The organism is Paenibacillus sp. OAS669, from assembly GCF_014873645.1.
In the GTDB taxonomy this organism is placed as follows: domain Bacteria; phylum Bacillota; class Bacilli; order Paenibacillales; family NBRC-103111; genus Paenibacillus_S; species Paenibacillus_S vulneris.
Map to the genome: position 1 here is coordinate 108,999 of NZ_JADBDR010000015.1, position 25,280 is coordinate 134,278.

The 25,280-nt window shown below is 51.0% G+C and carries 26 protein-coding genes; 8 read left to right on the top strand and 18 right to left on the bottom strand.

From position 1 onward, the window contains the following. Window positions 1–136 precede the first annotated feature (136 nt). From GGC63_RS26775 to GGC63_RS26785, 3 genes are all read right to left on the bottom strand, one after another. Window positions 137–550, bottom strand: a complete 414-nt coding sequence (locus GGC63_RS26775) for a flagellar protein (protein WP_079910751.1) — start codon at window positions 548–550, stop codon at window positions 137–139. 354 nt (window positions 551–904) lie between these two features. Beyond that, window positions 905–2,401 carry a sensor histidine kinase gene (locus GGC63_RS26780; protein ID WP_192704908.1) on the bottom strand — a complete coding sequence of 499 codons (1,497 nt, stop codon included), beginning with the start codon at window positions 2,399–2,401 and terminating at the stop codon, window positions 905–907. After that, complete coding sequence (locus GGC63_RS26785; RefSeq protein ID WP_079910753.1) at window positions 2,398–3,081, bottom strand: response regulator transcription factor; 684 nt, start codon at window positions 3,079–3,081, stop codon at window positions 2,398–2,400. The genes GGC63_RS26780 and GGC63_RS26785 overlap by 4 nt, the downstream gene beginning before the upstream one ends. A 268-nt stretch (window positions 3,082–3,349) precedes the next feature. Here GGC63_RS26785 and GGC63_RS26790 point away from each other — a divergent pair, with 268 nt between their 5' ends. From GGC63_RS26790 to galU, 4 genes are read left to right on the top strand one after another with little or no spacing between them, the layout of a single operon-like run. Next, on the top strand, window positions 3,350–5,554 hold the full coding sequence (locus tag GGC63_RS26790) for an ArnT family glycosyltransferase (RefSeq protein ID WP_192704909.1): 2,205 nt from the start codon (window positions 3,350–3,352) through the stop codon (window positions 5,552–5,554). 17 nt (window positions 5,555–5,571) lie between these two features. Beyond that, the gene (locus GGC63_RS26795; protein WP_192704910.1) at window positions 5,572–6,555 is read left to right on the top strand and encodes a glycosyltransferase family 2 protein; all 984 of its coding nucleotides are present in this window, start codon (window positions 5,572–5,574) and stop codon (window positions 6,553–6,555) included. After that, entirely contained in the window at window positions 6,548–6,955 is a 408-nt protein-coding gene (locus tag GGC63_RS26800; protein ID WP_192704911.1) for a GtrA family protein, read from the top strand. The genes GGC63_RS26795 and GGC63_RS26800 overlap by 8 nt, the downstream gene beginning before the upstream one ends. Next, window positions 6,952–7,875 (top strand): UTP--glucose-1-phosphate uridylyltransferase GalU, encoded by a 924-nt coding sequence (gene galU / locus GGC63_RS26805; protein WP_192704912.1) that lies wholly within the window; start codon window positions 6,952–6,954, stop codon window positions 7,873–7,875. The genes GGC63_RS26800 and galU overlap by 4 nt, the downstream gene beginning before the upstream one ends. Before the next feature lie 132 nt (window positions 7,876–8,007). On the opposite strand, the gene GGC63_RS26810 is transcribed toward galU, so the two are convergent. The 5 genes from GGC63_RS26810 to ald form a co-directional block, all read right to left on the bottom strand. Next, entirely contained in the window at window positions 8,008–8,838 is an 831-nt protein-coding gene (locus GGC63_RS26810) for a purine-nucleoside phosphorylase (protein WP_192704913.1), read from the bottom strand. A gap of 24 nt (window positions 8,839–8,862) precedes the next feature. Then, window positions 8,863–10,038 (bottom strand): phosphopentomutase, encoded by a 1,176-nt coding sequence (gene deoB, locus GGC63_RS26815; protein WP_192704914.1) that lies wholly within the window; start codon window positions 10,036–10,038, stop codon window positions 8,863–8,865. A 102-nt stretch (window positions 10,039–10,140) separates the two neighbouring features. Further along, entirely contained in the window at window positions 10,141–11,055 is a 915-nt protein-coding gene (gene xerD, locus GGC63_RS26820) for a site-specific tyrosine recombinase XerD (RefSeq protein ID WP_192704915.1), read from the bottom strand. A gap of 103 nt (window positions 11,056–11,158) precedes the next feature. After that, complete coding sequence (locus tag GGC63_RS26825) at window positions 11,159–11,392, bottom strand: DUF4227 family protein (protein WP_192704916.1); 234 nt, start codon at window positions 11,390–11,392, stop codon at window positions 11,159–11,161. 61 nt (window positions 11,393–11,453) lie between these two features. Beyond that, entirely contained in the window at window positions 11,454–12,590 is a 1,137-nt protein-coding gene (ald, locus tag GGC63_RS26830; RefSeq protein ID WP_192704917.1) for an alanine dehydrogenase, read from the bottom strand. Window positions 12,591–12,791: 201 nt separating this feature from the next. Here ald and lepB point away from each other — a divergent pair, with 201 nt between their 5' ends. Beyond that, window positions 12,792–13,343 (top strand): signal peptidase I, encoded by a 552-nt coding sequence (lepB, locus tag GGC63_RS26835; protein WP_192704918.1) that lies wholly within the window; start codon window positions 12,792–12,794, stop codon window positions 13,341–13,343. A 180-nt stretch (window positions 13,344–13,523) separates the two neighbouring features. On the opposite strand, the gene GGC63_RS26840 is transcribed toward lepB, so the two are convergent. The 4 genes from GGC63_RS26840 to GGC63_RS26855 all read right to left on the bottom strand — a co-directional run bounded on the left by GGC63_RS26840 (window position 13,524) and on the right by GGC63_RS26855 (window position 16,638). Next, window positions 13,524–13,982: a Fur family transcriptional regulator gene (locus GGC63_RS26840; RefSeq protein ID WP_079910764.1), complete on the bottom strand. Its 459-nt coding sequence runs from the start codon at window positions 13,980–13,982 to the stop codon at window positions 13,524–13,526. A 136-nt stretch (window positions 13,983–14,118) separates the two neighbouring features. Further along, the gene (spoIIM, locus tag GGC63_RS26845) at window positions 14,119–14,760 is read right to left on the bottom strand and encodes a stage II sporulation protein M (RefSeq protein ID WP_079910765.1); all 642 of its coding nucleotides are present in this window, start codon (window positions 14,758–14,760) and stop codon (window positions 14,119–14,121) included. A 127-nt stretch (window positions 14,761–14,887) separates the two neighbouring features. Next, window positions 14,888–16,075, bottom strand: a complete 1,188-nt coding sequence (locus tag GGC63_RS26850) for an endonuclease Q family protein (protein ID WP_192704919.1) — start codon at window positions 16,073–16,075, stop codon at window positions 14,888–14,890. Next, window positions 16,075–16,638, bottom strand: a complete 564-nt coding sequence (locus GGC63_RS26855; protein ID WP_192704920.1) for an NUDIX domain-containing protein — start codon at window positions 16,636–16,638, stop codon at window positions 16,075–16,077. The genes GGC63_RS26850 and GGC63_RS26855 overlap by 1 nt, the downstream gene beginning before the upstream one ends. Before the next feature lie 166 nt (window positions 16,639–16,804). On the opposite strand from GGC63_RS26855, the gene mciZ reads away from it, so the two are divergent. Beyond that, the gene (mciZ, locus tag GGC63_RS35415) at window positions 16,805–17,092 is read left to right on the top strand and encodes a Z-ring formation inhibitor MciZ (RefSeq protein ID WP_192704921.1); all 288 of its coding nucleotides are present in this window, start codon (window positions 16,805–16,807) and stop codon (window positions 17,090–17,092) included. Here the strand turns inward: mciZ and GGC63_RS26865 are convergent. Both GGC63_RS26865 and GGC63_RS26870 read right to left on the bottom strand, forming a co-directional pair. Continuing rightward, entirely contained in the window at window positions 16,992–18,182 is a 1,191-nt protein-coding gene (locus tag GGC63_RS26865; RefSeq protein WP_192704922.1) for a DUF3866 family protein, read from the bottom strand. The genes mciZ and GGC63_RS26865 overlap by 101 nt on opposite strands. A 249-nt stretch (window positions 18,183–18,431) precedes the next feature. After that, window positions 18,432–19,568: a M20/M25/M40 family metallo-hydrolase gene (locus GGC63_RS26870; RefSeq protein WP_192704923.1), complete on the bottom strand. Its 1,137-nt coding sequence runs from the start codon at window positions 19,566–19,568 to the stop codon at window positions 18,432–18,434. Between the two features lie 85 nt (window positions 19,569–19,653). Between GGC63_RS26870 and prli42 the strand changes: the two genes are divergently transcribed. Continuing rightward, the gene (gene prli42 / locus GGC63_RS26875) at window positions 19,654–19,737 is read left to right on the top strand and encodes a stressosome-associated protein Prli42 (RefSeq protein WP_256865358.1); all 84 of its coding nucleotides are present in this window, start codon (window positions 19,654–19,656) and stop codon (window positions 19,735–19,737) included. A 37-nt stretch (window positions 19,738–19,774) separates the two neighbouring features. On the opposite strand, the gene GGC63_RS26880 is transcribed toward prli42, so the two are convergent. From GGC63_RS26880 to lpdA, 4 genes are all read right to left on the bottom strand, one after another. Further along, window positions 19,775–21,154, bottom strand: coding sequence for a dihydrolipoamide acetyltransferase family protein (locus GGC63_RS26880; protein ID WP_192704924.1), 1,380 nt, complete (start codon window positions 21,152–21,154; stop codon window positions 19,775–19,777). Window positions 21,155–21,317: 163 nt separating this feature from the next. Continuing rightward, entirely contained in the window at window positions 21,318–22,298 is a 981-nt protein-coding gene (locus GGC63_RS26885; protein ID WP_192704925.1) for an alpha-ketoacid dehydrogenase subunit beta, read from the bottom strand. Window positions 22,299–22,300: 2 nt separating this feature from the next. Then, on the bottom strand, window positions 22,301–23,311 hold the full coding sequence (locus GGC63_RS26890) for a thiamine pyrophosphate-dependent dehydrogenase E1 component subunit alpha (protein ID WP_192704926.1): 1,011 nt from the start codon (window positions 23,309–23,311) through the stop codon (window positions 22,301–22,303). A 101-nt stretch (window positions 23,312–23,412) separates the two neighbouring features. Continuing rightward, on the bottom strand, window positions 23,413–24,834 hold the full coding sequence (lpdA, locus tag GGC63_RS26895) for a dihydrolipoyl dehydrogenase (protein WP_192704927.1): 1,422 nt from the start codon (window positions 24,832–24,834) through the stop codon (window positions 23,413–23,415). Window positions 24,835–25,001: 167 nt separating this feature from the next. On the opposite strand from lpdA, the gene GGC63_RS26900 reads away from it, so the two are divergent. Further along, window positions 25,002–25,271 carry a DUF2627 domain-containing protein gene (locus GGC63_RS26900; RefSeq protein WP_192704928.1) on the top strand — a complete coding sequence of 90 codons (270 nt, stop codon included), beginning with the start codon at window positions 25,002–25,004 and terminating at the stop codon, window positions 25,269–25,271. Window positions 25,272–25,280: the final 9 nt, after the last annotated feature.

Below are 25,280 nucleotides of genomic sequence, written 5' to 3' on the forward strand. Positions count from 1 at the left end.
TATTCCTTTTCGAGGGAATCCGGTGAAAAATTTGTGACAATTTATCACATTTCCGTTTCACCAGATATTCTAACACAAGTTTATGCAAAAACAAAAAGCCCCTCCAAATGCCGTTGGAGCAAGGCTTTCCTCTATCTTATTTGCTTCTTGCCCGAACCCTGTCTCTGCTGTAAAAGCCGATGCCTGGATCTATTTTCTTCGCCTCCTGGGCGTGGAGCTCCCGGATGTCGCGAGTCAATCTGCTGCTGCATGGCAAGCATAAGTGATGCTGGCGGATCGGAGCTCCGCAGCTGTTGCAGGAATAGGTCAGATTAGGAAAATCGGCAACCGATAGCCGATGGTCTTTCATCCACTGCGTGATACGCTGCTGGCTGACACCTGTAGCTTGTCTTAATTGTTCAGTCGTAGCTCTACGGTTATATAGCATAAAACGGTAACAGGCTTCGAACTCATCGTCAATAGACTTGATGCAGTCCATACACATGTTGCGCAGGTTTCTTTGGAACACTCTCCCGCATCCCGGACAATTGGCCACCGCCAAAATACTCATCGCCGCCACTTCCTAACCTTGTATGTAAGTACTTTGTGCCTAGATTATAGCACGAAAGAACTATTTCTCATAGGTCTAAATCCGTGAAAACCGAATTTGGCCCTGTGATACAACCATGTATATGCTCATGAGAGGCATGTCATACTAAAAAAGCTTGTCCATTACAGGAGACAGGCTTGGGAGGTGACGAGGATGTCCGATAAGCAGCAAGGTCATGCAAACCAAAACACAACGACCCGAACCAGCGATAAAGGCTCGAAAAAATCGAACAAACGTTAACACTGAGCAACAATACGTCAAAAAAGACTGCCGCCGACGTTTCGCTTTGTTCAAGCAAACCGTCGACCGGCAGTCTTATTCGTGATGGTCTGAAGATTCTACAGCAGACTGATGCTCGGGTATCCAGACATGGAATGTGCTTCCCCGTCCTTCTTCACTCTCGACCTGGATCGTCCCTCCATGCATATCAACAATCGTCTTGGTGATGGATAATCCAAGCCCTGCTCCCCCATATTTGCGTGCCCGGGACGTATCGACGCGGTAGAAGCGATCGAACAAATGAGGAAGATGTTCCTCCGGAATGCCTGAGCCGTTATCTCCTATAGAGAGCCGCACCCCTTGACCCGCACGGGCCAGGCTGATGGTTATATGACCCGTATCGGCATTTGTGTGCTGAACGGCATTATGAAACAAGTTCAAGATGATCTGCTTCATTTTGTCCTGATCAAACATGCATGACGTTTCAGGCTCTACATGCAATGTGACCTCTCTATCCCCCGCAAGCAGACGAAGCTGGGGCTCCATGCTCAGAACCACCTCGTCCAGTTGCCCCTCCTCCATCTCCGATGTCGGTGTGCGATCCAGCCGCGCCAGCAGCAGCAGATCCTGCACCAGCTTGTTGATACGCTCCGATTCGGAATACATGCTCTTCAACGCCTTATGCAGCTGCTCAGGCTGATGGATGGCCCCGCGAAGCAGGATTTCGAGAAATCCGTGGATGGACGTTAACGGTGTACGGAGCTCATGCGACGCATCCGCAATAAACCTCCGCATCCGTTCCTTGGCCTCCTTCTCCGCCTCAAACGAAGCCTCCAGCCGTTCAAGCATCCGGTTAAAGGAAATGGACAGCCGGTCGATTTCCAGCTGGTTTTGCCGACTCGGAAGCCGTTCGTCCAGATTGCCTGCATCGATCTTTTCCACTGTACCTACCATTTTGGATAGCGGAACCAATGTCCGCTTGAGCACCGGCAGGAAGGTGAGCAAGCCGAACACGAGGGCCAGGAAGGATAGGCCTATAAAGGTCACCAGCTGCAGCAGCAGCACATCCTTCAGCGGAGCCGTTCCCGTATTGACTTGAGCGAGACCGATAAGCTTGCCCCGGTTGACAATCGGCTGCAGAACGACAAGCTGCTCGACTCCGTTCTCGTCGTTGACGATCTTATAGTTAATCCAATGCTTGGAACCCATAGCTTCCTGATATTCCTGCTGGGAAAGCTTCACCGTCGCCCCCGTTTCGGGTGGGTCAACGATCAGCTTATAATTGCCTTCCGTATCGATAAAAGCAACCGAGGAATCCGGAGAAAAGAACAGCAGGCGCATCGGCGGATCCTTTCTTGGCCCCTGCATCTCTTTGTTCATATTCGACCAAGCTTCCCGCGGGATCGTCATTATCTGGCTTTGAATGCTCTCCGCCTTATTTTTATACACGAATTGCTGCATAAACAAATATTGGAAAATTCCGATAAGCAGCAGCAGCCCTGCCAATATCAACAAGGAGCGGGAAAGAAGCTGATATCGCAAAGAACGGGGCGCGAATAATCGGGCCAGCCGTCTTAGAACGTTACGTTTCATGACAGATCCACCCGATATCCGGCACCCCGCAGCGTACGAATCAACCGATGCTCCTTATCGTTCAATTTGTCTCTCAAGGAACGGATATACACTTCCACAATATTTTCTTCCCCGCCGAAATCATAGCCCCATACCTTGTCCAATATTTTACTTTTGCTGAGCACCAGCCCGTGATTAATGACAAGAAAGGAAAGAAGCTCATACTCGGTCGGCGATAGCTCCAGTACCCGATTCTCATAGCTGATCTCCTTGCGACGGTCGTCGATGCGGAACGGACCGATCGCGACCTCCCCGAGCAAATTCGGAAAATGATTGCGAATCCTGGCATGAATGCGCGCCAGCAGCTCCTCGAAGCTGAAGGGCTTCGACATGTAATCGTCCGCACCAAGCGTGAGCCCCTTGACCCGGTCTTCTACCTCCTCCTTCGCCGTCAGCATGATCACCGCAATATTCTCGGTTTTCTTCAGCATCCGGCATACCTCGAAGCCGTCCATGCCGGGCATCATGACATCGAGGATGGCGATATGCGGTTGAAATTGCCTTGCTGCGGTGATCGCCGCAAAGCCGTCCTGAGCGGTTTCAACCTCGAAGCCTTCATTCGTAAGTCCCAGCTCCAAAAATTGAAGTATATTAGGCTCGTCATCAACGAGCAATATTTTGATTCCTTTTAGCTGATTCATTCTCTGATCCCTCCGGATTCCATTGTACACCATTTTATCCTTTGTGCACTCCTATTATCCGGCTTCGATCTGAAAACGATCTGAACGCAAGCTGAACGTCCGCTGAAAATCAAGAATGATTTCATTATAAGCGCTTCCTGGAGCCCGCACCACTCAGCAAATATTCAGCGGACTCTCACGTTCAATTAAGGTTGCAGGTACATAATGATCCCAAGCTAAGCTCATCACTTGATAACAGCCATAAAGGAACGGGAGTGAACATGGACAAATGAAGCAGCCTCGGACTCGATTTCAACATATCGATGCGGTCCTTCTTCTCATAGCCGCATTACCCGCTTTCCTGAATATTTTCAATACTTGGAAAGAAAAGTATGTTAACGCCTATTACACCTCAGCCGTGCAGAGCATGCTGCAAAGCTTTCACAATTTCTTTTACGCCTCATTTGACCCGGCGGGCTATGTAACGGTAGATAAACCTCCGGTTACGTTCTGGATTCAGACGTTAAGCGCAGCTCTATTCGGTCTGCACGGCTGGAGCGTTATTCTTCCTCAGGCTTTGGCAGGCGTAGGCTCGGTACTCCTCGTGTACTGCCTGGTAAAGCCCAGCTTCGGAAGGGGTGCCGCACGCATAAGCGCTCTGGTTATGGCCTGCACCCCTGTTGCAACGGCGGTCGCCAGAACCAATAACGTCGACAGCCTGCTCGTCTTTACACTGCTTGTCGCTGCCTGGATGCTGTTCCGTGCCGTCAGAAGACAGCAGGCCTGGTGGCTCTTGGCCGCATTTGCCGTGATCGGTATCGGCTTTAACATGAAAATGATGCAAGCCTATATGGTGGTTCCAGCCTTCGGCCTGTTTTATTTGCTTGCCTTCAAAGTGAAGTGGAAAAAGAAGGCAGCCCTATTGGCGGGAGCAGCGGCTGCCCTGCTTCTCGTGTCCTTGTCATGGCCTGTAATCGTCGACTCGATTCCTAAGGAAGACCGGCCTTACATCGGCAGCAGCCAAACCAATTCCGTGCTGGAGCTTGCTTTTGGCTATAACGGGATTCAAAGGCTGACCGGAAAAAATCGGGGCAGCACCGGGCCCAGCAATGCCGCTCAAGATCGAAGCCTGCTTGAACAGCCTGAGCAGCAATCCGGCAGCCGGTTTGCCAATCCTTCGGTTCCAGGACAAACGGAAGCTGAAGGTTCAGCTGCTATAACACCGAACCAGCCGGAGGCCGGCTCCAATGTATCGCAGTCACCGAATCGGATGGACGACTCCAACAGTGCTACTAACCAGAATCAACCTGGTGGCATGATGCGGGATGGAAACGGGAATCGCGGTCAGATGCCGAGTTCGGGTGACGGCGGCGGCAGGCTACGATCTGGAGGATCTATGGGGGATGGAGGTCCTATGGGAGGCGGCGGACCTGGCGGCGGAGGCATGTTTGGAACCGGCAGCCCGGGTCCGCTTCGCCTATTCCAGTCCGGACTGTCCGGGCAAATCAGCTGGCTTATTCCTTTAGCCGCCATAGGCTGCGTAGGGCTGCTCGGAAGCATCCGAAGAAAAAGCGGTTTGACACCTCGGCATAAAGAAACGATCTTTTGGCTGGCGTGGCTTATTCCAGGAATGATTTTTTTCAGTATCGCCGGATTTTTCCATCAATATTATCTCATTATGCTGGCTCCTCCGATTGCGGCTCTAACGGGAGCCGGATGGATTGCCTTATGGAACCTGTATAAAGCCAAATCGGGCTGGACTTCATGGCTTCTTCCCGCTTCCGTGCTGGCCACTACAGCCCTGGAGGTCGTTATACTGTACGAGAATATCCGCTCCATCCATGCAGCGTGGTTATATGGGGTCGGGACAGCGGGCTTGGCTGCAACCCTGGTCCTCGTGCTGATAAGACAGCAGCGCAAGTCTTACTCTTATTACGCTGCGCTGGCCAGTCTGCTCATCCTGCTTGCCGCACCCTTGTACTGGACGGCGACACCGATTCTATACGGACAAAACAGCAAGCTTCCGGAAGCAGGACCGCAAGCATCGGGAGTCGGCCGTGGAGGAATGCCGATGGGAGGAGACGATCAGATCAATGCTGGTCTATTGTCCTACGTGACCCGTCATAATACCGGAGAGACCTTCCTGTTCGGCACAACTAACGCAACTACAGCAGCGCCTTATATTATCGAATCCGGTAAAGCAGTCATGGCTATGGGCGGCTATAGCGGCTCTGACCCCATCATGACGGTAGACCGATTGAAGCAAATGGTTGCCGACAAGCAAATCAAATACTTTTTACTGCCGTCTGGAGGCGGATTTGGAGGAGGCCCGGGCGGCCAAGGAGGCAGCTCGGAGGTGCTCCAATGGATTAAGGACAATAGTCAGGTGGTACCTTCATCCGAATGGCAAACAGGCGCCTCATCTGACACAGATACTCAATCCTTCAGCAGAAGCAGCAGCTTAACCTTGTATGAAATCAACGTAAACGGATGATAAGGAGGAAGAATGGTATGGATAGCCCCATTCGATATACCATCATTATCCCTGTATATAACGAAGAAGCCGTCATCCACGAGACCTACCGGCGGCTCAAAACGGTCATGAACCGGACCAAAGAAACCTACGAGCTTCTGTTCGTCAATGACGGAAGCCGTGATCAGACGGCCTCCATCCTGCTGGATTACAGCCGGTTCGACCCTTCGGTCAAGCTGATCGATTTTTCCAGAAATTTCGGACATCAAATTGCCATTACAGCAGGAATGGACTACGCCTCCGGGGATGCCGTCGTCATCATTGATGCGGACTTGCAGGATCCTCCGGAGCTGATACCGCAAATGATTTCCAAATGGAAGGAAGGCTACGATGTCGTCTATGCTAAACGTACGAGACGTAAAGGTGAAACGGTGTTTAAGAGACAGACGGCACGCCTGTTCTACAGACTGCTTAGTGCAGCAACGGACATCTCCATCCCCATTGATACCGGCGACTTCCGGCTGATGGACCGCCGAGTCTGTGAAGAGATGAAGCGAATTCCCGAGGGCAACCGGTTCGTACGGGGGCTGGTCAGCTGGGTCGGCTTTCACCAGACCGCCATAGAATATGAACGCGATGAACGGCTTGCCGGAGAATCCCACTACCCGCTGAAAAAAATGCTCAAGCTAAGTCTGGACGGCATGACGTCATTTTCCCATAAGCCTTTAAAATTAGCCGGTTATCTGGGATTTCTCTTCTCCTTCTCCGGCTTCATCTATATGCTGTACGTGCTGTATGCCAAGCTGTTTACCGACGCGACCCTCCCCGGCTGGACATCCATTACGATTATTCAGCTCTTGTTTAACGGGTTTATTCTCATCATGCTGGGAATCGTCGGCGAATATATCGGCCGGATCTACGACGAAACCAAAGGCCGTCCCTTGTATATTATTCGCGAAAGCTATGGCCTGGCCAAAAAGGACCGCCATCGCAGCCAACGAACCGGTGCCGGCTATGAGTAAGCCGATTCAGCGCCTGGTCAAATTCAGCATCGTCGGCTTGATGAATTCCGGCATTGATTTGTCCGTCTTTGCTGTGCTCAGCTGCTTCGGCGCTCATTATTTGATCGCCCAGTGCGTCTCGTTCCTATGCGGTGTGCTGAACAGCTACACCTTCAACCGTTCCTGGACCTTCCAGCGGAAAGGCAAGGCGGATAAAGGAGAATTCACCAAATTTCTATTGCTTAATATCGTCGTCCTGCTCTTTACTTCCTGGGTGCTGTCACTTCTGTACACGGAGGCAGGCCTGTCGCTTCCGGTAAGCAAGCTCATCTCCGCTTTTGCCGGTGCTTTCATCAATTTTGCCGGCAGCCGTCTATGGGTATTTCGATTTACCAGAGAAAACAAGGAGGAAATGTTATGAAAATCAGAAAAGCCGTTATTCCTGCCGCCGGTCTCGGCACCCGGTTTCTCCCGGCAACGAAAGCACAGCCCAAAGAAATGCTTCCGATTGTGGATAAGCCTGCGATTCAATATATCGTGGAGGAAGCGGTCCAATCCGGCATTGAAAGCATCATTATCGTGACGGGGCGCAATAAAAAGTCAATCGAGGACCACTTCGACAAATCCTTCGAATTGGAGCAAACGCTGCAGCAAAAAGGGAAGCTGGACTTGCTTAACGAGGTGCAGCGCATTTCGGAGATGGCGAGTATTCACTATATCCGGCAAAAAGAGCCGCTGGGATTAGGACACGCTATTCTTTGCGCGCAGCAATTTATTGGCGATGAACCGTTCGCTGTACTGTTAGGGGACGATATTATGGTGTCCGATACACCTGCCCTGCAGCAGATGATTCATGTATACGAGGCATTCGATGCACAGGTCGTCGGCGTGCAGCAGGTGGATCGGTCCGAGGTCAATAAATACGGCATTATCGCGCCTGCCAAGCAGCATCGGCAGGTGTATGAAGTAGGCGATCTGGTAGAAAAGCCAGATCCCGGCTCAGCCCCTTCCCATATTGCCATTATGGGGAGATATATATTAAAGCCGTCCATCTTCTCCTATCTTGAAAGCATCGAACGAGGCGCAGGAAATGAATATCAGCTGACGGATGCGCTTCGCGTGGCTTGCAAGCAAGAGCAGCTGCTAGCCTTGGATGTGGCGGCGAACCGTTATGATATCGGCGACAAATTGGGCTATATGAAAGCGATCGCGGAAATCGGCTTGCAGCGCAAGGAGCTGCGGCCGCAGCTGCTTTCCTATCTTCAGCAATTGGTGCAAAGGGAGACGAATAAGGAAGGGTTACAGCTTCGGTACACTCAGGGTTCTATCGAGGTTTTTTAGAGGAAAAAGCGATGTCCGGCTATCATCAGCCTTGCAGGTGCTGCAAGGACATGCCTTCATCTCATACTCGATGAGGTTGAAGGCATTCCTTCGGGCACCGGCACAGCGTACAAGCTGAAATGCTGGTTGAGCCTAGTCCAGCTTGCCTACGATACCCAGAATCAATTGCAGGAACTTCGGCTTCACGCGTTCCGTTGTTTCCATCACTTCTTCATGGGATAACGGTTGATCAAGAATTCCGGCCGCCATATTGCTTATGCAGGAGAAGCCCAGCACTTCAATGCCAGCATGGCGGGCAACGATGACCTCCGCTACGGTAGACATCCCTACAGCATCGGCGCCCAGTGTGCGCATCATGCGGATTTCCGCCGGAGTCTCATAGGATGGGCCCAGCAAGCCGATATAGACGCCTTCCTGAAGCTTAACGCCTTGCTCGGCGGCCACCTCTTTGGCTATTTGGCGCAATTGACGGTTATAAGCTTCCGACATATCCTGGAATCTTACCCCCAACTCGTTATGGTTAGGTCCGATAAGCGGATTGCGGAAGGTGAAATTGATGTGGTCCTTGATAAGCATCAAATCGCCGACTTCATAGGACGTATTGATCCCGCCCGCCGCGTTGGTAACAACCAGGGTCTTCACACCCAGTTCCTTCATGACGCGTACCGGGAAGGATACGACCTCCACTCCATATCCTTCGTACATATGGAACCGGCCCTTCATCAATAGCACATGCTTGCCTTGGATCGTGCCCAGCAGCAATTCGCCTGCATGTCCTTCTACAGTGGACACTGGAAAATGCGGAATATCGCTGTAAGAAATCACTGTAGCGTTCTCAACCAGATCGGCAATCACGCCAAGCCCGGAGCCGAGAATGAGTCCGATGCTCGGTGCTGTCGCATATTGGCTTCGTATGTATGCAGCTGCCTCTTGAATTTTCACAAGTATCGATTGATCTTCCATCGTTTGACCCTCTTCCTGAGATTATTAGGATAATTGCTGTAAAAAGCTGTTCCCGTTGCCTGTCGATTTCATACCGAAATTATCGGCAATCGTGGCCCCGACGTCGGCGAAGGTGGTTCTCACACCTAAGGAGCCTTGGTTGTTCAAGCTCGGACTATAGACCAGCAAAGGCACGTATTCCCGTGTATGGTCCGTTCCGTGATGAATCGGGTCGTTACCGTGATCTGCCGTCAAAATTAGCAGGTCGTCCGGACCGATGCACTCCTGCAGCTTCGGGAGCCATGCATCGAATTCCTCCAATGCCCGGGCGTAGCCCTGCGGGTCGCGGCGATGACCATACAAGGAATCGAAATCAACGAGGTTCGTAAACAAGAGCCCGTTGAAAGGCTTCTTCATGTATTCAATGGTCGCCTGAATGCCGTCCAGATTGCTTTTGGTAGAACGCGCTTCGGTAACGCCTTCGCCGGAATAAATGTCGTTGATTTTCCCTACGGCAATACAATCTAGTCCTGCGTCCTTCAAATAGTTCATAACCGTTGGCTCGGGAGGCTTCACCGCGTAATCGTGACGGTTCGGCGTTCGCTTGAATGCGCCGGGTTGTCCGACATAAGGTCTCGCGATTACCCGTCCTACCGCATACGGGTCTTCAAGCGTCAGCTTGCGGGCAATCTCGCATGCCCGGTACAGCTCCTCCAACGGAATAATGTCTTCATGTGCGGCCAATTGAAACACGCTGTCCGCTGAGGTATAAACAATCCACGAGCCTGTCTTCATCTGTTCTTCGCCAAGCTCGTCCAAGATTTCCGTACCCGAAGCCGGCTTGTTGCCCAGCACCTTGCGTCCGGTCTCCTGCTCGAACCGTTCGATTAATTCTTTCGGAAAACCGTCCGGGAACACGTTAAACGGGATGCTTACCTTGAGTCCCATAATTTCCCAGTGGCCCGTCATCGTATCTTTGCCTACAGAGACCTCGGCCATCTTGCCGTAGGAAGCGAGCGGCTTCTCTACCGGCGAAATGCCTTTAAGCGGGGCAATGTTGCCAAGCCCGTACTGCTCGAGATGCGGCAGAGCAAACGAAGGGTTCTTCTCCGCAATATGTCCCAACGTATGGGAACCGGTATCGCCGAAGGAAGGCGCGTCAGGCAGCTCGCCAATGCCTACACTATCAAGAACAATCAAACATATACGTTGAAATTTCAAGCGGTACACCTCCTGTTCATCCTCAAGTCTGATGCTATTATCGCAAATCCTTCATTCGTTTGCAAAAAAAGCCTGCTTGTACCTTAAGCAAGCTTTCATGCATCATGGCCGGTCTGCCAGCGCCTTTTTCGCCCTCGGATGAGCGTTGTCATACACGTCCTTCATTTTGCCGCGGGCTACCTGGGTATAGATTTGCGTCGTCGAAATATCGGCATGTCCGAGCATTTCCTGCACCGACCGCAGATCCGCCCCGTTCTCAAGCAAATGAGCGGCAAAGGAGTGGCGCAGTGTATGCGGCGTGATCTCCTTCATGATCTGCGTCTCTGCTGCATACCTCTTGATGATTTTCCAGAACCCTTGTCTCGTCATTCTTGTGCCGAGATGATTCAAGAACAAAGCCTGCTCGGATTGAGACTGCTTCAGCATTTTTGGCCGGGCCGCCGTGATGTAGTGCCCGACATATTCCGAAGCAATAGCCCCGAGAGGGATAATGCGTTCCTTGGACGCTTTTCCGATGCAACGAAGAAATCCCATCTCCAGATTCACGTTCTCTACGTCAATCGAGATCAATTCCGATACGCGAATCCCCGTAGCATACAATATTTCCAGCATCGCCTTGTCCCTCAATCCATTAGGCACTTCCGTTTGAGGGGCATCCAGCAGCGACTCCACTTCCTCGATGGTCAATACGCTGGGAACCCGCTTTTCCAGCTTAGGCATTTCCATAAGCATGGTCGGATCATGGTCCATTCGATGCTCCCTGACCAGATATTGATAGAAGGCCCGAATAGACACCAGGCTCCGGGATTGTGTAGCGGCAGCTCGTCCCATTCGCTTCAGGTGCATCATATAACTCGATATATGTATTTTTTTGGTATCCTTTAATGCAGCAATATCCTGATTCTCCAAGAAATCAAGATACTGGATAATATCTCTTTCATATGAGTCCAGCGTGTTCTTCGCCAATTGCCGCTCGACGGACAAATAGTGAATAAACGAGTCCAGTTCCTTTTTCATGCTGATTTCCCTTTCTATGTCAGTCCCCGCGATGGACGCTTGTCGTCCAATCCGTTACTAAATTCAACATGAAAAAGGATAATCCTGCTTTTTGCTCAAATCGTTATTCTCCAATCCAGTAAAAGAGCTTCAACCGTTCGCTCATCGGCCCCTGCTCTGTCATCATGACATGATTCTGGAATACTTTGACCGCTCTCCCTGTCGGCTCCTTATATCGCTGGGTCGGCTCGATCCATTGGGTAATCGCCAGCAGCATATGATACATCGCATAAGAGAACAAAGCGAAGACTAACAGGAATTTTAGACGCCCTACCCATTTGCGTAAAGAAAAGATCATAGCCTGTACCTCCCCTCTTAGGATAGACTATGATCCCTTTCGCCTTTTTATGTTCGGTTGCTTAAGAACGCGGAAGCAGCGAATCCAGGTCGACATATGGTTTTCCCACCGCCGCGGCAACGGCCGGATGCGTAATTTGTCCCTGATACGTATTCACTCCGAGCTTAAGCTCTTGATGGTCCTTGATGATTTGGGAAAGCTCCTTGCCGGCGAGCTCGGCCGCATAGGATAGGGTCACATTCGTAAGAGCCAACGTGGAGGTGCGGGGAACCGCCCCCGGCATATTCGCTACCGCATAATGAATAACGCCATGCTTCACGTAAACCGGATCGCTATGGGTCGTTACACGATCAACCGTAGCTATGGTGCCGCCTTGATCGACCGCAACATCGACAATGACGGAGCCGAGCTTCATTTGCTTGACCATTTCCTCCGTAACAAGCTTCGGCGCCTTGGCTCCCGGGATCAGTACAGCACCGATCAGAAGGTCCGCCTTTTGAACCGCACTGGCAATATGATGGGGATTGGACATTAAGGTTCGTATTCTCCCGTGAAACACATCGTCCAGATAACGGAGACGCTCGGCGTTTCGGTCTATGATCACTACGTTAGCTCCCAGACCCAGTGCCATTTTGGCTGCATTCGTCCCGACAATACCGCCTCCCAGGATTACCACATCCGCAGGCGGTACTCCAGGAACGCCACCGAGCAGAATTCCCCTTCCGCCATAAAACTTTTCCAAAAATTGCGCGCCGACCTGAACGGACATTCTCCCTGCAACCTCGCTCATTGGAGTAAGAAGGGGCAGGCTCCCATTAGATAGCTGGATGGTCTCATAGGCGATGCCGGTTACTTGCTTGTCAAGCAGCGCTTCAGTCAAATCAGGCGCGGCAGCCAGATGGAGGTAGGTGAACAAAGTCAAGCCTTCCCGAAAATATCCGTATTCCTCCGGCAGCGGCTCCTTGACCTTCATAATCATATCGGCCTGCGACCATACGTCAGCCGCTTGCTCCAGCAGGATGGCCCCTTCCTTGACGTAATCCTGATCCGCAAAGCCGCTGCCTGCACCCGCTCCGCTTTCTATCACTATTTTATGGCCCAATTGGCTAAGCAAGCCCACGCCTCCCGGAGTTATAGCGACACGGTTCTCATTGTTTTTGATTTCTTTAGGAACCCCAATCGTACATGCACGACTCATACCGTCGACCTCTCCTTCCATATGCTGTGACAGGATGCCCTTAATTTCCCCGTTATTGCTCTACCTTAACCGTTTCTCCTTCTCTGTCGCGTCAGAAACCTACACTGACCTATCCTAATGACCCATTTTTCAACTTTGGAACTTATCGCATTCTCATGATATACTTTATTCAGCAAATGATATTGGGGAAGGGGAACCCGAATGAAAAAATTAGGAGCTGAGATTCGAAGCTGGGCAGGCTCCATTGGAGCGGCAATTGGCTGCGCCCTATTGATCGGCATCTTTATTATTCAGCCGACCAAGGTTATGGGACACTCCATGGATCCGACGCTTCATGATCAGCAGCGCATTTTTATCTCGAAACTATCGCATACGTTCCATCTTGAACCCCAGTATGGCGACATTGTCATTCTGGACAGCCGAGTGGACCGCGAAAGAACCTTTGCAGACGATTTGGCAGAGCATCCGCTGATTTCCTTGTTTACCCACGGTGCAGATAACCAGATTATTTATGTAAAACGAGTCATCGGCAAGCCGGGAGATGTTCTGGAATTCAAGAACCATCAGGTATACCGAAACGGGGAGCCTCTGAATGAGCCTTATCTCAATGAAACGATGAACTACTCCAGCAGCGAGAAGCTGACCGTTCCGCCGGATCATATCTTTGTCATGGGAGACAACCGGAACAATAGTAAGGACAGCAGAAATATCGGCTTTATTCCATTGGATCACGTATTAGGCAAAAAGATATAACCGTCCCACGGGGTTGTCTCAAAGTCATGATAGATGACGAAGGGACGCCCCTTTTCTCATTCCATGAATACATAGATCTCCTTGGAGATCATTCCAGTCCCTGAATTGAAGTAAGTTGAGACGGTCTTAACAAAGTAAAAAACCTCCCGCTTGGAAATCCAAGCAGAAGGCTTCGTCATTTTAATTTTTAGTTTTGTCCGTCTTATCAATACATCGATGGCAAATCCCCTGAAAATCAAGACGGTGGTCCAACACCTGAAAACGGTATTCCTTCTCAAGCCGTTCCTCCAGCGGACCCAGCCAATCCTCCATAATCTCATCGACGGCGCCGCATTGCACGCAGATTAAATGATGATGATGATGATGAGTGCTGTCATTGCGCAGATCGTAACGGGCAACGCCGTCCCCGAAATTCATCTTCTCCACGACATGAAGCTCGGTGAGCAGCTCCAGCGTCCGATAAACCGTCGCCAGACCGATTTCCGGAGCTTTGTCCTTCACAAGCATAAATACATCTTCCGCGCTTAAATGGTCTTCTTCGTTTTCAAGCAGCACACGGACTGTAGCTTCCCGTTGAGGAGTTAGTTTGTAGCCCTGTGACTGCAGCTGTTGTTTAATTTTATCAATGCGAGATTCCATGCTACTCCCCCTACGGGTTTTGCGAAAGCAAAACCTGCTGCGTAAGTCTGCGCCCAGAATGGTGCGGCAAGAGCTTCAGCTTCTGCTGGGCTTCATTCTTTCATTATAGGTTGAGGGTGCCCGGAAAGTCAAACATTTAAAACGACATCGTCATAAGCATCGGCGTAACCCACTTCATCATGACAGGCGATACGTAGGCCTCAAACAGTGCTACACCGGCCAGCAGCACGCCCGATAGCAAGATCGTTGCCGAATATCGCATGAACGGTTCATAGAATGCGCCTCTCCGCGTCATAAACCGGTGTTTGACCATATGAATGGAAAAGGCCATGGCTGTCACGCTGCATATGATGATCGCCGGGATGACGATCAAGTTCTGCGGAGCGACTGATACCAGGGCAAACAGCAATCCCTTCCAGGACAGCTGACCGACCAGATAACCAACCGTGAAGCCTACCAGTACCCCTTTTAAAAAATCGAGCACCCATATAAGCGGAAGTCCGATAACGGACATCCCCAAGATCCAGATAATGAGAATCCACTTGATATGCAGACTGAAGGACTGCTGGAACGACTGCTGGACATCGCCAAACTCTCCCTGGTCCACCGTAGAGAAAAAGTGGCTCAAATACCGCATAATCTCTTGCTTTTGCTCCAGAGAAAGCGCATTGACCATGACCGCGCCGAACACTACACCTATGATAAATATAATTAAGACAAAAACATACAGCGGCAAATGTTCCTTCATATAGAGCTGTAGCGAACGATTCCGGTTCATGCTGCATAATCCCCCCTTGCACGATTAGTACAAGCATATGATCGGAGAACGGCAGATATGACCATAAATCAACGAATCGATGTACAGGCAACGACATGTAGAGCTTAGAAGTACGGCCGGCATTAAGCTACTTTCCGGTTACTTTGCCGTACTTTCCTCCCCCGCCTACCTGCAGCTTCAGCTTATCCTGACGGGCTTGGACAATATAGTGGGCGATCTCCTCGCCCGCGGCGCGCTCCAGCTCTTCCGGCGATACACGGTGCAGAAGATTCATCTCCGTGCCGAACTCCGCTAGAAGGGCGTTGAGCTTCTTGGGCCCCAAGCCGGGGATATATTCTAACGGAACCTGGTAAAAATACGGAGGCCTCGAGTCCGGTACGTAGGGCTTCCCTTCTTCCCGGTCCGCAAGCTCCAGGATGCGGTCCATTACGCCACGGACGATTTTGGGGCTGCCGCAGTACCTGCATCGTTCTACGCTTATTTCCCCTTCGTCCGCAATAGTCCCGCAGCTGGCGCAATAAGTCCGGTGATATTTGCCGAGCCGCGGATTCAACCCGTAATTGGCAGCGACACCCCGGCCGTTCAATCCCGCCAACGCCTGGCGCAGCTCCTCAAAGCTCGGCTCCGCCAACAAAAGCTTATTATATTCCCGCCCTATCTTGGCCAGGGAATGGGCATCCGAATTCGTCAGGAACGTATAGCGGTCCAGCTCCGAAATGTATCCCGCCATCTCGGAATCAGCGCTAAGACCAAGCTCAATCGCCGCAATACCGTCCAAATCAAGCAAATGCTCCATACGAGTTGAGCAGCTGCCGTAGACACTCTTATGAGGCGTGAAAATATGCGCGGGGACCAAGAGGCCTCCCCTTCCCAGCACTTCCTGCTGTAATTCCCTGGCGGTAACATAGATCCGCTGAGAGCTTAGGCCTACGTTCTTCATATACCTGGAAAGCCAGCTTGTAAATTCTCTCATTACGGCAACCGTAGGCATGTAAGCCAGCAGGTGGGCCGTACCGAGTCCGGGATCGCGAACCTCAATTTCACTGCCAAGAATAATGGTCGTCTGCTGGTAGCGGATTCCGCCGCCCGGCAGCTCCTCCATTTCTCCTTTATCCAGGTAGTTCAGCATATCCTTCTGAACCGAGGGAGACTGGCAGTCAATAATGCCGACAATATCGATTCCTTTACGTTCGGAAGCTTCGTGGGCAATATTGTAAAAGGTCAAATTGTTCGCAGCACTGATTTTTACGGCCTGTCCCTCTTCTGTCCGTCCAATGTGTATATGCAGGTCAGCGTAAAAAGGTCGTACTTGCATCAAAAAGACCCCGTCAGCTTAAATGATTGCCATGCATAGACTGCCGTGATCGTCTTGGCATCGCTGATCCGCTGATCGTGGATATATTGCTTCGCCTGCTCCAAGGTAATGCTGTCGCATTCCAGAAATTCATCCTCGTCTAGGTGAACCTCTCCCCGGGTCAAATTTTCGGCGACATAGAGATGGAGGATTTCATCGGCGAAGCCGGGTGAAGTGTAAAAGGAACAAATATGCCGGATCGTCCCCGCTTTATATCCGGTCTCCTCCTCCAGCTCTCTCCGGGCGGCCTCTAGCGGCTCCTCTCCGGGATCCAGCTTGCCTGCAGGGATCTCTACCTGACTTTTCTCCAGCGGCTTGCGGTATTGCTCCACAACGAGCATACGATCATCCTTCAGTGCCAGAACGGCTACCGCTCCCGGATGCTTGACAATCTCCCTCTTGGCTAACTCCCCATTGGGAAGCCTTACCGTATCCACCTGCAAGGATATTACCTTCCCCTGGAAAATCGGCTCGGTGGACACGGTGACTTCTTCAAACTTTTTATCTTGAAACGGTTCGCTCATCCGCAAATCCCTCCACATTCCATTCAATTTCTTGCCGTCCTAGCTACAGGACCGATATCTATTATATCATACCGTGCAAATTCATAGTTTCGGTTTAGCATAACTTGTCCTCCCGGCGCATAGGGTGTAACAGTTGGAACATTACCCGGAAAAGAGGGACTTCTCTATGAAAACTTATTTATCCGAGCAGCAAATTCGTTTGGTAGGCCGCGTGTGGGAGATTCGCCGTTATTTAAAGCAAGCGCAGGCTAGAATGACAACAGACGTCAGCTTGCTTGCTTTTTTATCCGAACAGACAGGGTATAAACATGAGGCGAAAAGCGGCCTTATGTTGGATAGCGGATTAACTCAACCTACGGACGGGACGAATAATGCCACGCTAAATCGGCAGCTGCCCCTACCGCAGACCAAAACGCAGGATCCTCGGATAATCCCCTTCCCATCGAGGCAATAGGCAAACTGTATGCTTCAAGGGCGTTCTGCCACTGCTTCTCAGGCACAGGAATATGCCAGCTCACGGCATGCTTCAAAGCCAGCTCCGAAAGCATTACTTGCTGCCGAATGTGCCCTGAACATTCATCATCCAATATCGGTAACGGAACGAAAGAACGAATCTGGGTAAGCTCTCCCAAAATGGTCAGAGTATGATGACTGATGCCGCGGTGGCGCTCACGCTTGTCAGCAAAGCTGATCCGCGGTACAGCTATGGGCATTCCATGAAGAGCACCGGCTGCGTTCAGCAGCTCCGCCGCCTCCGTCCCGCTGAACCCGAGCAATGTGCTCGTCCCTACGCTTCCAGGACCGGGAACGGCGATAGCCAGATCGGCATGAAGTACATGCCTGGCAGCCAGCAGCGCTGTATACTTATTGACAGCCTCCAGGTCCCCGCCATAGGCTTGCCCGAAGGTAATGCAGCCTGCCAGCCATTGAAGCTGTCTCAGCTGTCTGACATGCTTGCTGAACGCTATAGGCAGCGAAGCGCTATCGGACATTACGTAAGCAATGCGCACCCTTCGCCCCTCTTCGTTCATCCTCTGTTTCAGTCTGCACATTATGGCGGGAAGCATACTATGAAGCTCTCCAACAAGGACCGGCATCCCTTCCAGAGACAGCTTGCGGGTAAACAGGTCGTGATGCGGGCTTGACGGTTCCTCCACGGCAAGAACGGATCTTTGCAATGAAGTATATCGCAGCTTCATGATATGTCCTTTTGCCAAACTGTCATCTGGGAATGAGCTACAATCGGATTTCCTACCCGGTTCCGAATACTCCTCTTCAACCGTGGAAGCATTCTCCTGAGTGTACTGCTTATCTAGAATTGCATGAACGAAATGCACCCCTCCCGTACCAAGACCTAACGATACCGCCGTTGTATTAAGCAGGACTTGATCGCCCGTCTTCACCCTTTCGCCAAGTTCATCTGTGTTATAAACCGCCGTACCTTCGGTTCCATTGTTGAATTGAACCGTAATTTCACCAAGCTTGCCGCTTGATTCTTCCGTATTACGTATATCCGCTACCCTCGCTGTTTGCCACTCGATCAAATAAATCCATCTCCCCTGAGAATTCCATGTAGTAGTAAATGTATGTGACCACATCCTTTCTCATGTTCAGCTTTTATACGCACATTTCTTAAGTAATCCTACAAAGTGGGGCAATTGTGTTGAAAAAACCAATAGAGCTTGAACTATCGCCAATTTACTCAGGTAGGGTATCACTCTCCAGTAGACATTTACACCAATTTATGAAAAAAAGACCGCCAATCAGAGATTGACCGTCTTTTCCTAAACGCTTTATTTCGATTCGGCAGCTTCTTTAATAATTTGCACTACCGCCTCGGTAACTTTGACCATGTCACGAATCGCAATATGCTCTTCGGTTGTATGGATGTTTTGGTAACCGACCGCAAGGTTGACCGTCGGTATACCGAAGCCGTTGAATACGTTGGCATCGCTGCCTCCACCGGAATGGAACGTGCTCGGCGTGCAGCCGATTTTCCTCAGGGCTTCCATGGCCAGCTTAACTACGGGAGCGTCCTCATCGAACATAAATGCCGGGTAGATCACATCGCTTTTAAAATCAACCTTGGCATTCATCTCTGCAGCAACGTCCTCGCAGGCTTTACGCATTGCTTCGACCTGACGGTCCAGCTTCTCCTGTACGATACTGCGGGCTTCGCCTTCGAGATCAACGCGGTCTACCACAATATTGGTTGCACCGTTAACCCCGCCTGCAAATCGGCCGATGTTCGCCGTCGTCTCCTTGTCGATCCGTCCGAGCGGCATTCTCGCTACAGCTTTACTTGCGACGGTAATGGCGCTGACGCCTGCCTCCGGATTCACGCCGGCATGCGCCGAGCGACCGGAGAACGAAATATAAATCTTGGCTTGGGTAGGCGCGGCTACCGCAATAGCTCCGACTTCTCCGTTCGAGTCAAGCGCATATCCGTAATCAGCTTGAAGCCATTTAGGGTCCATACATCTGGAGCCCTTCAGCCCGGATTCCTCTCCTGCCGTAATCACGAACTGGATTTGACCGTGCTTGATGTTCTGCTCCTTCAGCACTCTAATCGCTTCCAGCATAGCTGCCAATCCCGCCTTATCATCACTGCCGAGAATGGTAGTGCCGTCGCTGCGGATGATGCCGTCCTCTCCAATTTGAGGCTTAATTCCTTTGCCCGGAGTTACCGTGTCCATATGGGAGGTAAATAATAGGCGCGGCAAGGGAGCATCGGAAGTAGGTGCAAGCGTGAAAAACAAATTATTCGCCCCGTGTCCGCTGCGGATAGAGGAGTCATCCTCTTCTACCTTCAAACCCAATGCGCTGAATTTCTTTTTGAGCACCTCACTGATCTCCTGCTCGAACAGGGTCTCGCTGTCCACCTTAACCAGCTCGATAAATTCGTCAACCAATCGCTTTTCCTGAATCATCTCTTTCCTCCTATGTACACTTTAAGTTAAAATATGATTATCTCGATTGCATGAGAAGGAGTTGAATAAGAAGATGCGCAACAAGATGATGTTTAAAGTTATTATTTACGTTATGCTGATTTGCATGGTTTTATCAACCGTGCTATTTACAGTCAATATGTTCCTTTAGTATTAACGAAGCCGCTTCGATTTTTCTGGCAGCAAGCTTAGTACAGCTTTGTCTCCTGATTGTACGACTCCATGTTTTCCTTAACACGCTGCAGGAAGCGTCCGCATATGACGCCGTCCAAAATACGGTGATCGAGGGACAAGCACAGGTTGGCCATGGAGCGTACTGCAATCATATCCTGGATAACGACAGGCTTTTTTACGATCGATTCGAACGTAATAATGGCCGCTTGCGGATAATTGATGATCGGCTGCGTCAATATCGAACCGAACGACCCCGTATTGTTCACCGTGAAGGTGCCTCCCTGCATGTCGTCCAGCGACAGCTTGCCGGCTCTTGTTTTGCGGGACAGCTCCTCGATTTCCCTCGCCAGCCCGGCGATATTTTTTTGATCGGCGCGCTTAATAACAGGCGTTAATACCGAATCCTCCGTACCTACCGCAAGCGATATATTGATGTCCCGCTTCACGATGATCTTGTCGACCGCCCATACCGAGTTCATGATCGGATAATCCTTGATCGCACTGACGACAGCTTTCATCATAAAGGAAAGATACGTTAGATTCACGCCTTCCTGACGCTTGAATTCATCCTTCAGCTTGTTGCGAAGAAGCACCATATTCGTGACGTCAACCTCGATCATCATCCAGCCATGAGGAATTTCCGTCACACTCTGACGCATATTGCGCGCGATAGCGCTGCGAATCGGCGTCACGTCGACCAAATACTCGCCTCTTCCTTCCAGAGGCTGTCCTTCCACCTCGATACGAGGAAGCGGGGGATTCTCGGACAAGTGGATGCCGGTAGAACGAAGAGGTCCTTTAGGCGGACTCGAGAGGAACACATCCTCGGCCGTGCGGGCCTCCGACCGCTGTTCCGGCTTTGCGGCTGCGGCCTGCGGCTGCGAAGCCGGATTCGCATTGGCCGTGCGCTTCATGCCAGAAGCCACGTAAGCTTCGATATCCTTGCGGGTGATACGACCGCCCAGTCCTGTGCCCTGCACATCCTCCAAGCGAATGCCATGCTCGCCGGCAAGCCTCAGTACGGCTGGGGAATACCGGTTACGCATTCCTTCCTCTCCCCCTGCTGAAGCAGCCGGTTGACCTGCTGTGCCTGCAGCGGACGAATCCTGCTGTGGCACCGAGCCGCTTCCTTGAACCGCGGATGGTTCTTCAATAATGCAGATGGCTTCCCCTACAGCCGCGGTTTGCCCTTCGGCCACCAGCAGCTTGGTCAGACGTCCGCCGACAGGGGCCGGCATCTCCGTTGTGACTTTATCTGTAATAAGCTCGCACAAAACATCGTACTGCTCTATATAATCTCCCGGCTGTTTCAGCCATTTTCCGATCGTTGCCGAAACCAGACTCTCCGCAAGGTGCGGAACGGTTACTTCGGTTTCCTTACTGTTCAAGGTCATTAGTGGTCCCTCCTAAAAAGTTTTGCTCTGGGCAAAACTTACTTCGAAAGCATTTGCTGACTTTTGCCAAAGGCAAAAGTTACTTCGTAAGCATTGGTTAACTTAACAGACAAGCTGAGCCTGCACCATGCAAAACTCAGCTTGATTAAGACTCGGCCGTTGACTAAAATGCAGCCAGCTCAGAGATCGCTGCCTTAATCTTGTCTACGCTAATTAAGAAAAACTTCTCCATGCTCGGGTTCATCCCGACAGCCGGAACATCCGGCGCGCACAATCTCATAATAGGCGCATCCAGCTCAAACAGCAGCTCCTCGGCAATAATCGCAGACACTTCCGCTCCGACGCCGCCGGTTTTATTATCCTCGTGAATGACGAGGACTTTGCCGGTTTTGGCAGCCGCTTCCAGAATGGCCTCTTTGTCCAGAGGCTGAATCGTGCGCAGATCGAGAATATGCGTGCTGATTCCTTCCTTGGCCAGCTGCTCGGCCGCTTGAAGGGCGTATTGGACGGTAATGCCATAGGAAATAACCGTTACGTCGGTACCTTGGCGCTTCACATCCGCTTTGCCGATCTCAACGATATATTCGTCGTCTGGTACTTCGCCTGTAACGCCAAGATAGCATTTTTTGTGCTCGAAATACAAGACGGGGTCCTCATCCCGGATAGCCGCTTTCATTAAGCCCTTGGCATCGTAAGGATTGGAAGGCGCCACCATCTTCAGACCCGGCGTGCCGAAAAATACGGATTCCGGACATTGGGAATGGTACAAAGCGCCGCCGCTGGTAGCTCCGTAAGGCGCGCGTATGACGATCGGGCAGCTCCAATCGTTATTGGAACGATAGCGGATTTTGGCCGCTTCGCTAATAATCTGATTCGTTGCCGGAAAGATAAAATCGGCGAACTGGATTTCCGCAATCGGCTTCATGCCGTACATCGCTGCACCGATGGCCGAACCGACGATAACGGATTCCGCCAGTGGGGTATCGAGCACACGGTCCTCGCCGAATTGATCCCGGAGCCCCTTGGTGGCGTTCAGGACGCCGCCTTTACCGACGTCCTCGCCGAGCACAAACACATTGTCGTCCCGCTCCATCTCTTCCTTCATTGCGGAGCGGATCGCTTCCAAATAAGTGATAACGGCCATAACTATACCTCCCCTTCTTCCGCATACACGTGCTTCAGCGTATCTTCAGGCAGCGGGTATGGCGCTTGCTCGGCATATTGTGTCGCTTCGTTAATTTCCTTCTTTAGCTCCGCCAGCAGCTCTTCTTCCTGCTCATCGCTCCACAAGCCGCAGTCCGTTAAATATTGTCTATATCTAGGTATGCCGTCTTTGGCGCGGTTTTCCTCTACCTCTTCCTTTGTCCGATACAGCATGTCGTCGTCCGAAGTGGAATGAGGCGATAATCGGTACATGACCGATTCGATTAACGTAGGACCTTCTCCGCGAATTCCACGCTCACGGGCTTCTTTCACGACCCGGTATACCTCGAGAGCATCGTTGCCATCCACCTTGATTCCCGGAAATCCGTATCCGATAGCCCGCTCGGCGATACTGCCCGAAACCTGTTTATGTAAAGGAACGGAAATAGCGTACTGGTTATTTTGACACAGGAAAATGACGGGCAGCTTGTGAACTCCAGCAAAGTTGCAGCCCTCATGGAAATCCCCCTGGTTGCTGGAGCCTTCCCCGAAGGTAACATAAGTTACGAAATCCTGCTTTTTCATTTTGCCTGCAAGGGCAATCCCTACCGCATGAGGAACCTGGGTTGTCACCGGACTGGAGCCCGTAACGATATTCAGCTTTTTATGGCCAAAATGTCCCGGCATCTGGCGACCGCCGCTGTTCGGATCTTCCGCCTTGGCAAAAACAGACAGCATCAATTCCGTCATCGACATTCCAACGGTCAGTACAAATGCATAATCACGATAATAAGGTAAAAAGTAGTCCTTTCCTTTCTCTAAGGCAAACGCAGTCGCCACCTGCGACACCTCTTGCCCGATACCGGATACATGAAAGCCGATTTTTCCGGCTCTTTGCAAAAGATAGGCTCGCTCGTCAAACTTTCGGGCCTTCTGCATATATTTATACATTTCAACTGCCTGCTCGTCAGACAATCCAAGCTTACGGTGTCTCATAAGTTGGCCGATGGACATGGGTGGTACCCCCTTCATTCAACTTTTATTACTAGGTACTAATACTAGCCCCTATAAGTATATTATAATCGGTTTCCCTTATGAATACAATTTCTGTTTCATTAGATACCGAAAGCCCCTCCGTCGACCGCAAGCATAGCTTCTCCCAGAGCCTCTGATAGAGTCGGATGCGGATGAATCGTCTGGCCGACCTCCCATGGAGTCGCATCGAGCAGCTGAGCCAGCGCCGCCTCCGAAATATAATCGGTAACATGAGCCCCGATCATATGAACGCCCAAGATATCATTCGTCTTTTTATCCGCAATGACCTTTACAAATCCGTCGGATTCCCCGTACAGCACTGCCTTGCCGACGGCAGAGAACGGGAAGCGGCCGATCTTCACTTCATGCCCACGTTCAACCGCTTGCTGCTCTGTCCAGCCGATCGATGCGACTTCCGGTCTTGTATATACGCAGCGAGGGACTTGATGTACTCCGAACGTATGCGCAGGTTGTCCGAGGCTGTGCTCTACGGCAATAATCCCCTCGTGACCCGCTACATGGGCAAGCTGAAGACCGCCGATCACATCACCGATCGCATAAATATGTGATTCTCCCGTTTGCATATGCTCGTTGACTTCTATGAAGCCGTTCGTAATCTTCACATCCGTATTGTGCAGCCCGATATCTTCAACATTGGCTTGGCGCCCGACACACACCATTACCTTATCCGCTTGAAGCTGTTCAGTCTGTCCTTTGCGTTCGATCTGAAGCTGTACGGAACCGGGCTTCTTCTCGACGGTTTCGGCCAAGACTTTAGCCCCCGTCACAACTTGAACTCCTCTTTTCTTAAGCAGACGCTCAAGCTCCCGGGAGATATCGCTATCTTCTGTTGGCAGCAGCCGCTCCGCATATTCTACAACGGTCACCTGCACGCCGAAATCAATCAGCATGGAAGCCCATTCCACACCGATGACGCCTCCGCCTACGATAACAATCGATTGAGGAAGCTCTTCCAATTGAAGCGCCTGATCGCTGTTCAGAATGAATTGTCCGTCAATTTCCAGGCCCGGCAGGCTCCGAGGTCTCGATCCGGTCGCAATAATCAGCTTCTCGGGGACCAGCGTCAAAATATCGCCGTCAGCCTGTTCTACCGAAACGGAGCCGGAGCGGGGTGAAAAAATGGTCGGGGACAACAGTCTCCCGTTACCATAGAAAACTTGTATGTTATGCTTCTTCATCAGAAATTGAATGCCTTTATGCATCTGCTCGACGACGCTTTGCTTACGGGCTTGTACCCGCGCGAAATTCAGCCGGACAGAATCCGCCTCTATGCCAAAACGCTCGCTCTCCCGCATCGTTGCATATACCTCGGCGCTGCGCAACAGCGCTTTACTAGGAATACAACCGCGATGAAGACATGTGCCTCCCAGCTTATCGCGTTCTACGATTGCTACCGTTTTTCCCAACTGGGCGGCACGAATGGCGGCAATATACCCTCCCGTACCTCCTCCAAGAACAACGATGTCAAAAGCTTGCGTCATATGTAGTACCTCCTGAAATCTATGATTCTTTTATTGTAACCCTAATTCGTGTGAGAAATATAGTACAATTTAAGAAAGATGCATGAAAAGTTAACGATTCTATGGTACTTTAATAGTTGGGATTTTCATAGCGATGTTGGTTGGACTATACATAAAAGGAGCACATCATGAAAGCGACGTTCTATCGGTTTATTGCCGTTCTGCTGCTGGTCATTCCGGGTATTATGGCAACCTACGGATTTTTGGCAATGAAGGATGCTTTCTTCAACCAGTTTGGAGCGGCCGAGCTGAACCCCCACTTTCAATGGGGTAAATTTATATTAGGTTTCATCTTATTTCTCGCAGGAGTGGCCTATATCGGCGGCTGGATTTTTTTCAGAGACCGCAAGCGCAATTATGTCGCCCCACGGTTTAAGAGGAAGCGGAAAAAACAATAGGAGCCATCC

Coding starts and splice junctions, on each gene's coding strand:
- GGC63_RS26775 (WP_079910751.1), bottom strand. CDS start 550: ATGAGTATTTTGGCGGTGGCCAATTGTCCGGGATGCGGGAGAGTGTTC.
- GGC63_RS26780 (WP_192704908.1), bottom strand. CDS start 2,401: ATGAAACGTAACGTTCTAAGACGGCTGGCCCGATTATTCGCGCCCCGT.
- GGC63_RS26785 (WP_079910753.1), bottom strand. CDS start 3,081: ATGAATCAGCTAAAAGGAATCAAAATATTGCTCGTTGATGACGAGCCT.
- GGC63_RS26790 (WP_192704909.1), top strand. CDS start 3,350: ATGAAGCAGCCTCGGACTCGATTTCAACATATCGATGCGGTCCTTCTT.
- GGC63_RS26795 (WP_192704910.1), top strand. CDS start 5,572: ATGGATAGCCCCATTCGATATACCATCATTATCCCTGTATATAACGAA.
- GGC63_RS26800 (WP_192704911.1), top strand. CDS start 6,548: ATGAGTAAGCCGATTCAGCGCCTGGTCAAATTCAGCATCGTCGGCTTG.
- galU (WP_192704912.1), top strand. CDS start 6,952: ATGAAAATCAGAAAAGCCGTTATTCCTGCCGCCGGTCTCGGCACCCGG.
- GGC63_RS26810 (WP_192704913.1), bottom strand. CDS start 8,838: ATGGAAGATCAATCGATACTTGTGAAAATTCAAGAGGCAGCTGCATAC.
- xerD (WP_192704915.1), bottom strand. CDS start 11,055: ATGAAAAAGGAACTGGACTCGTTTATTCACTATTTGTCCGTCGAGCGG.
- GGC63_RS26825 (WP_192704916.1), bottom strand. CDS start 11,392: ATGATCTTTTCTTTACGCAAATGGGTAGGGCGTCTAAAATTCCTGTTA.
- ald (WP_192704917.1), bottom strand. CDS start 12,590: ATGAGTCGTGCATGTACGATTGGGGTTCCTAAAGAAATCAAAAACAAT.
- lepB (WP_192704918.1), top strand. CDS start 12,792: ATGAAAAAATTAGGAGCTGAGATTCGAAGCTGGGCAGGCTCCATTGGA.
- GGC63_RS26840 (WP_079910764.1), bottom strand. CDS start 13,982: ATGGAATCTCGCATTGATAAAATTAAACAACAGCTGCAGTCACAGGGC.
- spoIIM (WP_079910765.1), bottom strand. CDS start 14,760: ATGAACCGGAATCGTTCGCTACAGCTCTATATGAAGGAACATTTGCCG.
- GGC63_RS26850 (WP_192704919.1), bottom strand. CDS start 16,075: ATGCAAGTACGACCTTTTTACGCTGACCTGCATATACACATTGGACGG.
- GGC63_RS26855 (WP_192704920.1), bottom strand. CDS start 16,638: ATGAGCGAACCGTTTCAAGATAAAAAGTTTGAAGAAGTCACCGTGTCC.
- mciZ (WP_192704921.1), top strand. CDS start 16,805: ATGAAAACTTATTTATCCGAGCAGCAAATTCGTTTGGTAGGCCGCGTG.
- GGC63_RS26870 (WP_192704923.1), bottom strand. CDS start 19,568: ATGATTCAGGAAAAGCGATTGGTTGACGAATTTATCGAGCTGGTTAAG.
- prli42 (WP_256865358.1), top strand. CDS start 19,654: ATGATGTTTAAAGTTATTATTTACGTTATGCTGATTTGCATGGTTTTA.
- GGC63_RS26880 (WP_192704924.1), bottom strand. CDS start 21,154: ATGACCTTGAACAGTAAGGAAACCGAAGTAACCGTTCCGCACCTTGCG.
- GGC63_RS26885 (WP_192704925.1), bottom strand. CDS start 22,298: ATGGCCGTTATCACTTATTTGGAAGCGATCCGCTCCGCAATGAAGGAA.
- GGC63_RS26890 (WP_192704926.1), bottom strand. CDS start 23,311: ATGTCCATCGGCCAACTTATGAGACACCGTAAGCTTGGATTGTCTGAC.
- lpdA (WP_192704927.1), bottom strand. CDS start 24,834: ATGACGCAAGCTTTTGACATCGTTGTTCTTGGAGGAGGTACGGGAGGG.
- GGC63_RS26900 (WP_192704928.1), top strand. CDS start 25,002: ATGAAAGCGACGTTCTATCGGTTTATTGCCGTTCTGCTGCTGGTCATT.